Below are 13,297 nucleotides of genomic sequence, written 5' to 3'. Positions count from 1 at the left end.
GCAGTTCTCCCTCGTGTGAGGAAGATGCAGCGCAATTCTCTAACGAAAGGTTAACCACGCTGCCCGGTAGTCACCCGGGGTGGTTGCGCGTCGGCCGCGAATCGGTGGGACGCCTTGGTGGGGTTTTCGAGGGCTTCCGCGGCGCCATGGCCGGGCTTGTCCCGCCTGCGCGGCCGTAGCCGGTGCTGATGGCGATTGCCTCTCCCCGGAGGCCCAAAGGCGACCTTCAGTTCGCCGCCATGAAGATCGCGAGGCCGAAGCCGGTCAGGTGGTGCAGCGCCTGGTCGACGCCGATCAGCGTCCAGAACCAGGGATGGGCGAGGTCGACGCCGAAATTGGCGGAGACATATCCCTTGGCGCGGTCGATCGTGATGTGGATCAGGAAGTCGATGAAGGCCACGAACCAGAATCGCGGCGCCACGATCACGATCAGCGGCAGCGCGACGGCAAGGTGGACCAGGCAGTGCACCAGGAGCGGCAGGGCCCAGCCATGCTTCTGGTCCTTGCCGTGCGCCATCCAGGCGGTTTGAAGAACGAAATCGGCGATGACGTGCTTGAAGGTGAGCAGCAACATCCAGCCAATGAGCGCTTCAACCGGAATCGCCGATGACATGGGTGGAAACGACAAAGCTGACGCCCTCATTGACGTGACGAGAAGAATTGGAGCGTTCAGCGCAACTTCTTCTTGGACCGGTCAAATCGCCGGGACGCACAATTTATGACATCTCCCGCGGCGGAATGCAGCCGGGTGGAACCGGAAAATCGCCAAGTGTGGCTAACCGGTGATAGGATGGCCAATCGCCGCGGACATATCGAGTAAGGTTACCTCCGGCTCGAAATTTGCATTCCGCTGCCTTCGCGCTATCATCGGCGATCGGGAATATCGTTCTTTTTTCAGGCGTTTACGAATTGCCGGGCCCGCCGCGCTTCCAAGCCACGCGCCGCCGCCAGCCAAACGATAAGGCCAGAGTGCTGCCATGAGTACCGAAGGCCCCATCGCATCGCCGACCATGCCGCCGCCCCGGCGCCCCAAGGTGATCAAAACCAACCAGCAGCAGGTTCTCCTCTACGTCGTGCTGACCCTGCTGCTGTCGTTCGCCACCGTCTGGGCCGGCCGCACCCTGGTGCACAATTCGGAGACGCTGACCTTTGCCGTCGGCGCCGCGAACAGCGACGAGGCGCTGTTTGCGGCCAAGCTCGCCGCCCTCCTGAAGAACAACGCATCGCGCTTGCGGATCAACATCGTCAACAACGCCGACAATGCCAAGGCGCTCGCACAGTTCGACCGCAGGCAGGCCGACCTCGCCGTGCTGCGCACCGACGCCAAGGTGCCGCTGCGGGCGCGCACGCTCGCGATCCTCGAGCACGATGTCGTGCTCCTGCTCGGTCCCGGCAACAAGAAGATCAAGTCGCTGGCCGAATTGAAGAAGAAGAAGGTGGCGGTCATCGCCGAGAACGAATCCTCGCTCGCCTTCGTCCGCAGCATCCTCGACGTCCCCGATGGCCCTGAGGCTGCGAAGATCCAGATGGCGCCGCAGGGCGTGACGCTCGACAAGCTGTTCGCCCCGGCAAACGGCTTCAGCGCGGTGATCGCGATCGTCCACGCCTCGAAGGCGGTCCGGGACAAATCCTATGAGCAAGCCGCCAAGCGCGGCGGCTTCACGCTGAACACCATCGAAGAAGCCAAGACGCTGGCGCGCAAATTTCCCGGCATTTCCGACGAGACCGTGACAGCCGGCTCGGTGTCGACATCCCCGCAGATTCCCGACGACGATCTCGACACGATCGGTCTCGAATGGCTTCTGGTCGCGCAATCCCGGATGTCCCCAAGCACGGCAGGCGAGCTCGCCCGCACCATCTACGAGAACAAGTCGGCGCTCGGGCTCGACAACGGTTTTGCCACCAGGATCGAGCCGGCCTCGGTGGAGAAGGACGCCTTCGTGATCGCGCATCGGGGCGCCGCCGACTACATCAACGACGACACCAAGTCGTTCATTGATAAGTACAGCGACTTGATGTATCTGGGCGTCGCCGCGCTCAGCATCATCGGCTCGATCTTCGCCGCGATCTACGCCAAGATCACGCGGATCGCGCCGGAGAAAGCCAGCGAACTCTCCACCGCCATCCTCGACGTCGGCGAGCGGATCGAGCACGCCCACTCGCTGGATCAGCTCGAATGTCTCCAGGATGAGCTCGAGACCATCTTGCGCGGCGCCGTCATCGGCCTCAGGGACGGCACGATCAGTACCGACGGGCTCGACACCTTCAAGCTCGGCTACGAATTCGTCCGTGACGAGATCGGCATGCGCCGCGACTATCTCAAACGTCATGCCGGCGAAGCCGACAAGACGGTACGCGATGCCGGCCCGGCTCCGTCGGACGACAGCAATGTCGTGGTGGTGAAGACCGCCCAGAGCGCCTGACCCCGCAGGATTGGACAACCCACCCACCACGCTCGTGTCCCGGACAAGCCGCAATGCCCATAGCGCGTTGAAGACGCGCGTGAACGCGCTTTGGGCGTTGCGGCGCTGAGCCTGGACCGAGGAGCCGCAGTTTCCGGTGGTCGATAGGCCCCGGCTCTGCAGCGCATCACTCCGTGCTGCGCTGCGTCCGGGGCACGAGAGTGAGGCTATGCGCCCGACCGATCGCTCCCGGCCGTCTGGAACCCTGCCCATCCGCAACCGTTGGTTTCCGGTTGCAACCGGAGAACGCGGCATGCGTGCACTCCTCGTCATCCTCCTTCTGGCAATGCTGGCGGCGGCCGGATACTTCGCCTATTCCGCAATGGCGGTCGAAGGTGAGCCGATCCCGACGGAAGGCTATGTGGCACTGGCGCTGGGCGCGGGGTTTTCCGTCATCGTCGGTGTCGGGCTGATGGTGCTGCTGTTCTTCAGCAGCCGCCGCGGCTACGACGAGCCGCCACATTTCAGGTAGGCCCTCGAGTAACGGCGGTACCGACGGACGGAAATGATGCAACGGCACCAATGACGCTACCTGCGCGCCCGTCGTTGACGGCCTCCGCTCGGGCAGGCACTTTAGCGCGGACAATGGAGACCAGAATGTCGGACACAGCCGAGGCAGCATCCAGCCCCGTGCTCGAAATCACCGGCGCCCGCGCCACCATCCGCCTCAACCGGCCCAAGCATCTCAACCGGCTCCAGGCCGAGGATCTCGGCGAGCTGACGAGCCTGTTCGACCGGGTCGAGGCCGATCCCGATATTCGCGTGCTGGTGCTGACCGGCACCGGACGCGCCTTCTCGGCCGGCTACGATCTCAATTCGGTGGCGGAACGCGCGGTCAGCACGAGCGAGCAGCAGAGCGCGGGTTCGGCCTTCGAGGCCGTCGTCAACCGGCTCGAGGATCTCGGCGTTCCCACCATCTGCCGGCTCAATGGCGGCGTCTATGGCGGCTCGACCGACCTCGCGCTCGCCTGCGATTTCCGGATCGGCGTCGATACCGCGGAAATGTTCATGCCGGCGGCGCGGCTGGGGCTGCATTACTACCCGAGCGGCATCAAACGCTACGTGACCCGCCTCGGCATGGACAATGCGAAAAAGCTGTTCCTCACCGCGCAGAAGATCGAAGCCCCGGAGATGCTGCGCATCGGCTATCTCACCGCGATGGTGCCGGTGGAATTCCTGGACGAGGAGGTCGACAAGCTTGCCGGCGTCCTCGCCGGCAACGCGCCGGAGGCGATGCGCGGCATGAAGCGCGCGATCAACGAGTTCGCCCGCGGCGAGCTCGACGAAGGCGCCGCCGACCGGCGCCACCGCGACAGCATGCGCGGCGACGAGATCAAGGAAGGCATCAAGGCGTTCGCCGACAAGCGGGCACCGCGATTTTGACGCCCTCTCATCCACCCGCCGCGGCGGCATGCTGCGCCGCCATCTCCGCATCTGCGGCATTGATGCGCTGGAACGCCGGCCGCGCCGTCAGGCGCTCTGCGTAGCGGACGAAGACATCCTTCTTCGGCACGATGCCGAACATCATGGTCCAGCTGAAGGCGACGCCCCACAATACGTCGGCCGCCGTCATGCGCTCGCCGAGCAGATAGGGCCCGTTCGCCAGCTGGGCCTCGAGCGCACCCAGCATCGTATCGTAATCGGCATAGGGCGATTGCGTGATCGGCGCCGGCTCTCGCTGCATGAACTTGTCGATCAAGGCCGGCTCGAACGACGACCCATAATAGGCGATCCAGCGCAGATAAGGCCCGCGCAGTGGATCGTTCAGGGCGGGGGTCAGCCCCGCTTGCGGGAACAGGTCGGCGAGATAGATGGTGATTGCGACCTGCTCGGTCACCAGCGCCTCGCCGTGGCGAATCGCCGGCACCTTGCCGAGCGGGTTGAGGGCGAGATAGGCGGGCTTGCGCTGATCGCCGGCCTTCATATTGAGGACATGGAGATCGTAAGGTGCCCGCAGCTCCTCCAGCAGCACGCGCGTGCCGGTGGCGCGCGTCTGCGGCGAATAGAACAGGGTGATGCGGTTGGGATCGGTCATGGCAGTCTCCATCTGGCCGGCTGGCGATGGCGCCGCTTGTAGCGGACCATACCTGACATCTTGTGTCAGGTATGGTCTAAGGGATCATGCGCGCGAGCCGGATGCTGTCGATCCTCACCACCCTCCAGGCCAGGGGACAGGTCACCGCGCCCGAGCTCGCGGAGGCCTGCGAAGTGTCGGTGCGCACGATCTATCGCGACATCGACGCGCTCGCAGCGTCCGGCGTTCCCGTTTACGCCGACCGTGGCGCGGAAGGCGGCTATCGCCTGCTCGACGGCTATCGCGTGCGGCTGAACGGGCTGTCGCAGAGCGAGGCGGGCGCGTTGTTCCTGGCGGGATTGCCGGGCCCGGCCGCCGCACTCGGGCTCGATGCTGCGATGATCGCCGCCCAAAACAAACTGATGGCGGCACTGCCCCCGAATTTGCGTCAGGATGCCGGGCGGATGCAGGAGCGTTTCCACCTGGACGTGCCCGGCTGGTTCGGTGAAGCGGAAGACCCGAAGCACCTGCGCACCATCGCCGGCGCCGTGCTGCGCGGGACCTTGATCAGGATCCGGTACCAGAGCTGGCGTGCCGAGAAGCAGCGCCGCGTCGCGCCGCTCGGCCTCGTGCTGAAGGGCGGCAGCTGGTATCTCGCAGGACAAGTCGACGGCAGCGTGCGTACCTATCGCGTCGCACGCGTGCTCGACTGCACAGCCCTCGGCGACCGCTTCGATCGTCCCGCCGGCTTCGACCTCGCCGCCTACTGGCAGGCCGCGACGCTGCGGCTCGAAGGCGAGATGCACCCCAATGTCGCGATCGTCCGGCTGTCACCGTTCGGCGTGAAGCTGCTCGACGCGCTCAGCCAGCCCTATGTCAAGGCACGCACGCAGCTCGAGGAGACAACCGATGCAGATGGCTGGCGCATTGCGCGCGTGCCGGTCGGAAAGACATCGTGGCACGCCGCGGCCGAACTGCTGCGGCTCGGCCCGGAAGCCGAAGTCCTGGAACCTGCCGATCTCCGCGACAAGATGGCCGAGCTGACGCAGGCGATGACCGCGCGGTATCGCGCGGCGCAGAAAGCCTGATCGCGGCATATTCTGCCGCAGCCGACGAAACATTCCTGAAACACGATTCTTCCCGCTTGCCATGAACGCGATCGCGTCTCGTCTCGACCGAAATGCAGGGACGCAACAATGGCCCTAGCGCCGAATGGAGAATGAAGATGTTTCGTAAGCTTGCACTTGGTCTGATCGCCGCCGGCTCGCTCGGCGTTGCCGCTCTCGCCCCCACCGCGGCCTCGGCCGGCGGCTTCCATCACCATCATGGTCATCACCACTGGGGTCCCGGCTGGGGCTTTGGCGGTATCTACCTCAACACCGGCGTCAGCAATTGCTATCAGGAGCGCCTGGTCCGGACCCGTCACGGCCTGCGCGTGCGCGTCGTGAACGTCTGCGCCTACGGGATCTACTGATTTCTCGATTTCACGACAAAGCTCCGGTCGCATCGCGGCCGGAGCTTTGCGTTGAGCTAGCCGGCCGGCCGCTGCCGGCGAAACCAAGCCCAGGTCTCGCGCGTCGTTCTGATGTAGCCGAGGCCGCGATGGACGATCTCGCCGTCGACGATCGCGTTCAGCTTCGGCAGGGCGTGAAAGGGGATCGAGGGATAAGCGTGGTGCTCGACATGATAGGGCATGTTCCACGCGAACCATTTTACGATCGCACCGGTGTAAGTCGTGCGGGTGTTCTGAAAGGCGCTGCGGGTGCGGTCGCAACCGGTATGCTCGGCGTAGAGATAGGGCCGCAGAAAGAACTGCCCGATCACGAGCGGGACGATCCAGACCCAGAGTAGCAGCGCTGACGAGAACCACAGCGACAGCGCGAGCAGCAGGGCGTAGAGCGCGACATAGGCGCGCGCCTCGGCTACGATCGTGGCGCGCTTGCTCTCGGGAATCCATGGCACGACGACCTTGCCGGTGATCGCGTGGCCGAGCATCAGCCGCAGCCGGCCGGCAACCTGGAGCAGGCCGCTATAGGCGAGCGCAAGCTGGGTGTCGGACGTCGGCTTCACGCCAACGATCAGCTCGGGATCCCTTTCCGGGTCCTGCGTATAGCGATGATGGTCCCAGTGAAACAGACAGTAATATTCGTAAGGCAGCCCGATGATGAACCCCGAGAGATAGCCGACGCCGAGATTGAGGCCCCGGCTCCTGAACGCCGTCTTGTGCGCGGTCTCGTGCACCGCCATGAACAGGAAGGCGACGACATAGCCCTGCACCACCATCAGCGGCAGCGCCCAGAGCGCGCCCCAGCTCGACGAAACCTTCCAGATCAGCGCGCCCATCAGCACAATCACGGCGTAATGGCCGAGGCTCTGCGCCGCTCCCCTGAGGTCGGAGCGAGCCGACAATTCGCGCAGCATGGCCGGCGTCAGCGGCTTCAGGCGATGGCCGGTATCTGGAACGGTTGCGTCGCTCATGATCGGTTGCCTGCCCTACTTGCGGAGAAGCGCTGCGACCTCCGCCTTGATGAAGGCCTGGTCGCGCGGGTTGTTGATGGGGTTGCCGGCGCGATGGCCATGCAGCGACGGGATCGGATGCAGCACCGCCGATCTCGCGTTGACGAGCTTGCCGAGCTCGTCCTCGTTGTCGTGCACGTCGAAATAACGGTCGGTCGCGCCCGGCATCAGCAGCATGTGTGCCTTGATCGCCGCCAGGGCGCGATCGAGATCGCCGGCGAATGCCGCACATCGACTGACGTCGCCACGCTGCCAGATGCCGATCTGCGCCAGGAGATCGTTGGCATCGCGCCGCGCGAAGGTCGCATCCCAGGCGCGGACGAGGTAATCCTCGAGTGAAGTGTCGCCGGCCTCGCGCCAGAGCTCGTCGCGATAGAAGCCATGCGACATCGCCCAGCCGGCATAGACGCGTCCCATGGCGCGGTAGCCGGCGACGGGTTTTTCGTGGAAACGGCCATCGCGGAAGGCGGGATCGGCCGTGAGCGCGGCCTTCACGCTTTCGAGGAAGACGGAGTTGTAGGGTGCGCAGCGGGCGCTGCCGCAGACGACCGCGGCGCGCTCGACCATGTCGGGATGCAGCGCCGACCAGTGATAGGCCTGCATGCCGCCCATCGACCAGCCATAGACCAGCGCAAGCTTCGAGATGCCGAAGCGTTCGGTGAGCAGCCGGTGCTGGACCGCGATGGCATCGTGATAACTCACCTCGGGGAAGGACGCGGGCGTGTTCGAGGGCGAAGACGACAGGCCGTTGCCGAACAGGTTCGGGATGATGATGAAGTAACTGTTGGGATCGAGTACGCCGTCGGGACCGATCAGCCATTCAATGTCGGTGTGCTGGGCACTGAACGAGGTCGGATAGAGGATGACGTTGTCTTTGTCCGGGCTCAGCGTGCCGTAGGTCTTGTAGGCGAGCTTCAGCGCGGGAAACACGGACCCGGATTGGAGCGCCACGTCGCCGGCCTCGAAGATCTCGCCATCGCGCTGCGCCGTCATGCACTCAGCTCCCACTCACGGAGGCCTTCCCGGCGTCCGCGATGCATCGATCATGCCGGATTTCGCCGGATGCGTCGCTTGCTTTATAATGTACTTTTAGTACAGTTATTCCGGGCCGGCAAGATAAATCCGATCCGCAACGCGGGTCAGGCGATGGCCGCGAGATAGCGCGCGACCGACGCAGCAAACGCCGCCTTGGCACCGCTGGCGATGTTGCGGCCCCACCAGGCGCCATAGATCCGGTCGAAGGCGAGCGGCTCGACGGTTGACGCAATCCGACGCACCGCGGCGGCGTTGAGCGGCACGTAGTTAGGATAGGAATACATGAAGCTGACGAAGCGCCGGTCCATCGTCACCTGCGCGATATCTCCCGTGAGCAGCGCGCCCTTGCCGTCCGCACCACGCGCATAATGCAGCACGGTGGCGCCGGCGAAGTGGCCGCCGGTGCGCAGCAGCAGCACGTCGTCGGAGAGGCGACGGCTTTCGCCGGTCCAGTGCACGATCGCCGGATGAGGCCGCGTGACGAAGGCGCGATCGTCGGCGTGCAGATAGACCGGCACGCCGCCGAACCTGTCGCTCCAGTCGGCGGCCGCGCCATAATAATGCGGATGCGAGATCGCGATAGCCTTGAGGCCGCCGAGTGCTGCGACATGCTGGATGGCCTCGTCGGTCGCGAGCGGAATGCAATCCCACATCACGCAGCCGTCGCCGTCAGGCACCAGCAGCGCACGCTGCCCGATGGCAAAGCTCGGCTCCATGCCGATCCCGGTCAAGCCGAGATCGTCGCGCCCCACCAGTCGGTGCTTGCGCGCGAGCTCCTCGCGCGTGAGGAAGGCTTGACCGTCCCAGCCGACGAACTGGCGCTCGTCCTCGCAGATCGGACAGGCCGCAGGGGGATTTCCGCTATCCGGGAATTGAGCGCCGCAGGTTGCGCAGGTCCAGAGGGCCATTGCGGTGATCCATCGTGAGTCCATTCTTGCAAGACATGACGTCGCAGCCGCCGGATCGCAAGAGCAACCGGAACCAACGCCATGAGAGCAGGTTAAGTTCTGGTCCGCCCGGGCACCGCAGCGCCCGCCTCATGCGAGATCCTATTCGATCGGCAGCATCAAGTTCAGCGTCTCGATGACATCGCGCCCTTCAACGTCTCGCATCTGGCCCCTGTTCGCGCTCAATTTTTTCATGGCCGACATGCAGTCGGGCATCGGGCCGTTCGTCGGGGTCTTCCTTCAGGAACGCGGCTGGGCGACCGGCCTGATCGGCACGGCAATGACGATCGGCAACGTCGCGGGCATGCTGGTCACGACTCCGATCGGCGGCTTCATCGATTCCAGCCGCAACAAGCGGCTGTGGGTGGTCATTCCCGGCATCTGCGTCGTCTCGGCGTCCGCAATCATCCTGATCTCGCAAGACTTCTGGGCGGTGACGTTCTCGCAAGTCGCGCAATCGCTGGCGAGCGCCGCGATCGTGCCGGCGGTCACGGGCATCACGCTCGGCATCGCCAAGCAGAAGGGCTTCAATGCGCTCAACGGCCGCAACCAGGCCTTCAACCACGCCGGCAACATGGTCGGCGCCGGGCTCTCAGGCTATCTCGGCTACAAGTACGGCTACTTTGCCGTGTTCGCGCTGGCAGCCGTGTTCGGCGCCATCGCGATCGCCTGCGTGCTGATGATTCCCGCCAAGGCGATCGACGACCGCGCCGCGCGCGGCAGCAAGGAAGACGATTCCAAGGCGCCGCCGGATGCGATGACGATGCTGCTGAAGCACAAGGCGCTGCTCGTGCTGGCTCTCGCTCTCGCGCTGTTCCACCTCGGCAATGCCGCGATCGTGCCGCTGTACGGACTTGCCGCGGTCGCCGAGGGACAGGCCAACGGCCCGAGCTTCGTCGCAACCACCGTGGTGATCGCGCAGGGCGTGATGGTCGTGACCTCGCTGATCGCGATGAAGGCGGCGAGCAAACGCAACTACTGGCCGATCATCCTGGTGTCTTTCATGTTCTTGCCGATCCGCGGCGTGCTCGCCTTCTTCGTCACGGGATGGTGGGGCGTCGTGCCGATGCAGGTGCTCGACGGCATCGGCACCGGACTGCAAACGGTCGCCGTCCCCGGCATGGTGGCACGCTCGCTCAACGGCACCGGCCGCATCAATCTCGGCCAGGGCGCCGTGATCACCGTGCAAGGCGTCGGCGCGAGCCTCAGCCCGGCCCTTGGCGGCTGGATCGCGCAATGGATCGGCTATGGGCCGACCTTCCTGCTGCTCGGCGGCTTTGGCCTGGCGTCAATCGCGCTCTGGCTGGCCTTCAGTGCAGCGGTGAAGAAGTATTGAGGCTCACCGGCGCATGGCGGTCGCGACGCAACGTGCCCGCCTTCGATCTGCGCAAATAGCAGGCTGCGGCACCTGGTCGCTGGCTTAGCGCGTAGGTGCGAGTGGTTTTTCGCGCAATCCGGCGCTTTTCCAGTTGCCGCATCCCCGGCGCGCCGACGAAAGTGCGGACCGCAATGAATCGGCAATAGGCGTTCCGGCGATCGATGACCCAGCCGCAGCTCTCATTCGATGGCGATCCGAACGGTGCGGCCTATGAGCAATGGCGCGAGCAGTTTTGCCGTCAGGTGGCGAACGTCGATTTCGTGCCGGTTGGTGAAGGGCGCGTTCACCGAACCATTGCGCCTGCCATTCTTCCCCGCCTCAGACTCTCGGCCTCGTTCGGCACGCCGATGTCCTTCGTGTCATTGGGAACGAACGACGAGTTGGTGATCACGATGTCGCCCAATTCGGCATTGCGTGGGGCCATGGGGAAACGCCCGCTGGAGGTCGCCGCCGGCGACATCACGATCGGCGATCCCTCGATCAAGGGGGCCCAAATCACGCAACTGGCGTATGGTAATTTCCAGACCGCGCTGCTGCCGCGAAAAGCCCTGCTGCGCGCCTGCCCGAATGCCGAGGACCTGATCGCGCGGTCGATCTCCGGCGCCAACCCGATCACATCGATGTTCCTGCGGTACTACGACCTCGCGCACGCGCACGCGGACAAGCTCGCGCCGGCGGAGCTTGATGCGGTCTCGCAGCACCTGTTCGATCTCGCCGTCCTGATGCTCGGCGCACGCGGCGATGCCGCCGAAGAGGCGCAATTGCGCGGCCTCGCGGCGGCGCGCTTCGAAGCCCTCAAGGCCGACATCCTGGCGCAGCTGGACAGCGCCGCACTGTCGCTGTCCGACCTTGCAGCCACGCACCGCATCAGCGCGCGCACGATCCAGTTATTGTTCGAGAAGGCCGGCATCACCTATAGCGGCTTCGTGCTCGAACAACGCCTGCTGCGCGCCGAGCGGCTGCTGCGAAATCCTGCCATGCGCAGCCGCAAGATCATCGAGATCGCGCACCTCGCGGGATTCCACGACGTCTCCTACTTCCATCGCGCGTTTCGCCGGCGTTTCGGAGCGACGCCCGACGATGTCAGGAAGTTGGCTGGCGCCGCCGAATAGCCGGGTTCGCCGCGACGGCGCCGGAACGTCGCCTGCTACGTCCCAAAGCTCTTCTGTACCGCCTTGTCGAGCGTCTCACCACCGACGAAGCGCTGGCGCAGCTCGCGCTTGAGCAGCTTGCCGCTCGGATTCTTCGGTAGGGCGTCCACGAAGATCACGCGCTTGGGCACCTTGAAATGGGCCATCTGGCCGGCACAATGCTTGATGACGGTGTCTTCGTCGAGCTTTGCTCCGGTTTTGACCACGACGATGGCGGTCACCGCCTCGATCCAGCGCGGATCGGGCAACCCGACAACCGCGACCTCCGAGACCTCTGGAATGCGATAGACCATCTCCTCGACTTCGCGGCTGGCGACGTTCTCGCCGCCGGTCTTGATCATGTCCTTGACGCGGTCGACCACGGTGATGTGGCCCTCCCCGTCGACCGTGGCGAGATCGCCGGAATGAAACCAGCCGCCGGCAAATGCCGCCGCGGTCTTGACCGGATCGTTGTAATAGCCGGAGAGCAGATGCGGCGAGCGATGCACGATCTCGCCGACTTCGCCGACCTTGACGTCCTCCATCGCCGTGTTGACGACGCGCGTCTCGACATTGAGCACGGGCTTGCCGGCGGAGCCGGCCTTGCGGAGCTGATCCTCCGGCCGCAACACCGTCGCGAGCGGCGCGATCTCGGTCTGGCCGTAGAAATTCCAGAACTTGACGGCGGGCAGGCGGCGCTGGAGTTCGAGCAACACCTCCACCGGCATGATCGAGGCGCCGTAATAGCCCTTCTGCAACGTCGACAGATCGGTCTTGTCGAAGTTCGGCGAGCGCAGCATCGCGATCCAGATCGTCGGCGGCGCGAAGAACGAGGTGATCCTGTGCGCCTGGATCAGCGCCAGGATGTTGTCGGCGGTCGGCTTGCCCGTGATGACGCCGGAGGCGCCGAGATAGATTTGCGGACCCAGGAACACATCCAGCTGGGCGCAATGATACAGCGGCAGGGCGTGCAGGAACTTGTCCTCCACGCTCATGCCGCCATCGATGATGCAGCTGACATACTGCCACATCACGGCTTCATGGGTCAGCATCGCGCCCTTGGGTAGCGATTCCGTGCCCGAGGTGTAGACGATCTGCGCGAGATCGCGGCTATCGACCGAGGCGTCCATGAACGAGCCGTCGGCATCCAGGAGATCGTCGAACGTGGTGAGGTCGGCAGGCGGCGCGGCCGGATCCTCGCCCGGCAGCCAGATCATCTTCTCGACCGCGCAATCCTTCGCACTCGCCGCGCGTGCGGGCCCGACGAAATCGGGTCCGGTCGCGAGCAGCTTTGCGCCGGAGCTCTTCAGGATGAAATTGATCTCGTCGGGATTGAGCATGAAGTTGATCGGCACCAGCACCGCGCCGATCCGCGCCGCCGCGAAGCGTAGCGCAGCAAAGGCGTGCGAATTGCGCGAGAGCACGGCGAGGCGGTCGCCCTTGCCGACGCCGAGCCCGAGCAGGCCGCGGCCGAGCCGGTTGCAGATCGCGTCCATCTCGGCAAAGCTCCAGCTGACATCGCCGCAGCTCACCGCGAGCTTGTTCGGCTCGCGGCCTGCGGAGCGGCGCAGCAGATCGCCGATGGAATGCTCGCGCGCTTTCGAGATGGTGGCTGCGGTGTCGCCGGTCATTTCTTCCCCGTGGAATTTTCGCTTGGCACAAAGGCCGCGAGCTTTCATGTTTCGCGGAACGTAATCGGCGCTGTCTGCGGCGTCAAATTGCACGCGGGCAGATCAAAACCCGTGAAAACAACCCCATGCACAGTAGACGGGGGTTGCAAGATCAATGGGTTAGGTGGGGAGCGGGATTGGGGG

Annotated in this window: 13 protein-coding genes; 7 read left to right on the top strand and 6 right to left on the bottom strand. The window is 64.8% G+C overall.

The features are described 5' to 3' along the window. Positions 1 to 226 precede the first annotated feature (226 nt). On the bottom strand, positions 227 to 574 hold the full coding sequence (locus P0R31_RS17175; RefSeq protein WP_050991738.1) for a DUF3307 domain-containing protein: 348 nt from the start codon (positions 572 to 574) through the stop codon (positions 227 to 229). 403 nt (positions 575 to 977) lie between these two features. Between P0R31_RS17175 and P0R31_RS17170 the strand changes: the two genes are divergently transcribed. From P0R31_RS17170 to P0R31_RS17160, 3 genes are all read left to right on the top strand, one after another. After that, positions 978 to 2,423, top strand: coding sequence for a TAXI family TRAP transporter solute-binding subunit (locus P0R31_RS17170; protein ID WP_275515061.1), 1,446 nt, complete (start codon positions 978 to 980; stop codon positions 2,421 to 2,423). A 292-nt stretch (positions 2,424 to 2,715) separates the two neighbouring features. After that, a complete protein-coding gene (locus P0R31_RS17165) occupies positions 2,716 to 2,934 on the top strand; it encodes a hypothetical protein (RefSeq protein ID WP_225129897.1) in 219 nt (72 codons plus the stop codon). A gap of 125 nt (positions 2,935 to 3,059) precedes the next feature. After that, positions 3,060 to 3,845 carry an enoyl-CoA hydratase/isomerase family protein gene (locus P0R31_RS17160; protein ID WP_275515060.1) on the top strand — a complete coding sequence of 262 codons (786 nt, stop codon included), beginning with the start codon at positions 3,060 to 3,062 and terminating at the stop codon, positions 3,843 to 3,845. Positions 3,846 to 3,852: 7 nt separating this feature from the next. On the opposite strand, the gene P0R31_RS17155 is transcribed toward P0R31_RS17160, so the two are convergent. Beyond that, the gene (locus tag P0R31_RS17155) at positions 3,853 to 4,497 is read right to left on the bottom strand and encodes a glutathione S-transferase family protein (protein WP_275515059.1); all 645 of its coding nucleotides are present in this window, start codon (positions 4,495 to 4,497) and stop codon (positions 3,853 to 3,855) included. Between the two features lie 86 nt (positions 4,498 to 4,583). Here P0R31_RS17155 and P0R31_RS17150 point away from each other — a divergent pair, with 86 nt between their 5' ends. Together P0R31_RS17150 and P0R31_RS17145 are read left to right on the top strand one after the other, a co-directional pair. Next, positions 4,584 to 5,564, top strand: coding sequence for a helix-turn-helix transcriptional regulator (locus tag P0R31_RS17150; RefSeq protein ID WP_275515057.1), 981 nt, complete (start codon positions 4,584 to 4,586; stop codon positions 5,562 to 5,564). A gap of 137 nt (positions 5,565 to 5,701) precedes the next feature. Continuing rightward, a complete protein-coding gene (locus tag P0R31_RS17145) occupies positions 5,702 to 5,950 on the top strand; it encodes a hypothetical protein (RefSeq protein WP_028138614.1) in 249 nt (82 codons plus the stop codon). Positions 5,951 to 6,006: 56 nt separating this feature from the next. On the opposite strand, the gene P0R31_RS17140 is transcribed toward P0R31_RS17145, so the two are convergent. From P0R31_RS17140 to P0R31_RS17130, 3 genes are all read right to left on the bottom strand, one after another. Then, entirely contained in the window at positions 6,007 to 6,954 is a 948-nt protein-coding gene (locus P0R31_RS17140) for a fatty acid desaturase (RefSeq protein WP_275515056.1), read from the bottom strand. Positions 6,955 to 6,969: 15 nt separating this feature from the next. Continuing rightward, positions 6,970 to 7,986 (bottom strand): alpha/beta fold hydrolase, encoded by a 1,017-nt coding sequence (locus P0R31_RS17135; RefSeq protein WP_275515054.1) that lies wholly within the window; start codon positions 7,984 to 7,986, stop codon positions 6,970 to 6,972. 146 nt (positions 7,987 to 8,132) lie between these two features. Further along, positions 8,133 to 8,936, bottom strand: coding sequence for an MBL fold metallo-hydrolase (locus P0R31_RS17130; RefSeq protein ID WP_275515052.1), 804 nt, complete (start codon positions 8,934 to 8,936; stop codon positions 8,133 to 8,135). A 175-nt stretch (positions 8,937 to 9,111) separates the two neighbouring features. Between P0R31_RS17130 and P0R31_RS17125 the strand changes: the two genes are divergently transcribed. Beyond that, positions 9,112 to 10,311, top strand: coding sequence for an MFS transporter (locus P0R31_RS17125; protein ID WP_275515051.1), 1,200 nt, complete (start codon positions 9,112 to 9,114; stop codon positions 10,309 to 10,311). Positions 10,312 to 10,514: 203 nt separating this feature from the next. Next, positions 10,515 to 11,465, top strand: a complete 951-nt coding sequence (locus P0R31_RS17120; protein ID WP_275515050.1) for an AraC family transcriptional regulator — start codon at positions 10,515 to 10,517, stop codon at positions 11,463 to 11,465. 35 nt (positions 11,466 to 11,500) lie between these two features. On the opposite strand, the gene P0R31_RS17115 is transcribed toward P0R31_RS17120, so the two are convergent. Then, entirely contained in the window at positions 11,501 to 13,114 is a 1,614-nt protein-coding gene (locus P0R31_RS17115) for an acyl-CoA synthetase (protein ID WP_275515049.1), read from the bottom strand. Between the last annotated feature and the right edge of the window lie 183 nt (positions 13,115 to 13,297).

This window comes from Bradyrhizobium yuanmingense, assembly GCF_029167105.1.
Lineage (GTDB): Bacteria > Pseudomonadota > Alphaproteobacteria > Rhizobiales > Xanthobacteraceae > Bradyrhizobium > Bradyrhizobium yuanmingense_A.
The sequence above is the reverse complement of the archived record's forward strand: the minus strand, read 5'-3'. Positions and strand labels throughout refer to the sequence as shown.